The following is a 1,195-nucleotide window of genomic DNA, read 5'->3' as shown; positions in this document are numbered from 1 at the left end:
GCTTTTGTGGTCGTACACGATGTGCGCGACGTCTTTGGAGTAGGTTTTACCATTCCAAAAGCCAGTTGRAAACCCGCTGTAAAAAAGCGAGTTTTTTCTATTATATATGTTTGCGCTAAAAATACTGCAAACCTGCTGTTATAAAAAGAATAAACTTTCTTGTAACGACAATAAAAAGCTCTGTAATGAAAAACAAAAAAGCTAAAAGGCGACGCCTTTTAGCTTTTTTGTTTACACGTCCATTTAATTAACAAGCCGCAGTGCGTTAATCCTCCTCCAAACCCATAAAGAATAAGAAGGTCATTACCCTGTACTTTTCCTGTCATTATTCCTTCGTTTAAAGCAAGCGGAATAGAAGCTGAAGATGTATTTCCGCAGTATTGCACACTCGTTAACGTTTTATCCATTGTAACACCTGTTTTAGCACAAATAGCTTCAATCATTCGAAGGTTTGCACTGTGCGGAATAAACCAATTTACATCAGAAAGAGAAATGGAAGTATTCTTTAATAATGCTTCTACTCCTTTTGGAATCGTTCGGACAGCAAAGCGGTATACTTCACGCCCGTTTTGAACTAAATTCCCGCTCGAATTAATTTCTTTTCCTGAAAGAGTATTAGATAAGTTAGAACGATATAAATTCACCCCTCCGCTTCCGTCCGTTCCGTAGTGACATCCTAAGAAACTCGGATTATGCTCCTCGTACTCTATAAGCATAGCTCCCGCTCCGTCACCAAACAGCACGCATGTGGCCCGGTCCGTATAATCTGTAATTTTCGACATGACTTCAGCACCAATAACTAAAATCTTTTTATGCAATCCCGACGTCACTAAGCCGTTCGCCACATGAAGGCCATATGTAAAACCGGCGCATGCGGCACTTAGATCAAATGCAGCAGCTTGATCAATATGAAAGTAATCTTGAATCTGACATGCTACGCTAGGAAAAAAGTGATCTGGCGTTGTTGTCGAAACAATAATTGCATCTACATCTTCTATTTCTACAGCATATCGGTTAAGCAAATTTTCAACGGCTCGAATGGCAAGCGTAGACGTGTATTCGCCTTCACCAGCAATTCGTCGTTCTTTCATTCCGGTACGCTGTACAATCCATTCGTCACTTGTATCAACCATTTCTTTTAAATGGTCGTTCGTTAATTTTTGCTTTGGTGTATATATCCCCATTCCTGTGATTC

General features: G+C 40.0%; 1 protein-coding gene. It reads right to left on the bottom strand.

Annotated elements, in window-relative coordinates:
* Positions 1–218: 218 nt before the first annotated feature.
* Positions 219–1,193 carry a beta-ketoacyl-ACP synthase 3 gene (locus AC1DRF_RS28645; protein ID WP_477742391.1) on the bottom strand — a complete coding sequence of 325 codons (975 nt, stop codon included), beginning with the start codon at positions 1,191–1,193 and terminating at the stop codon, positions 219–221.
* Positions 1,194–1,195 lie beyond the last annotated feature (2 nt).

This window comes from Priestia sp. P5_B4 (assembly GCF_056400385.1).
This window is presented reverse-complemented; position numbering and strand designations above follow the sequence as displayed.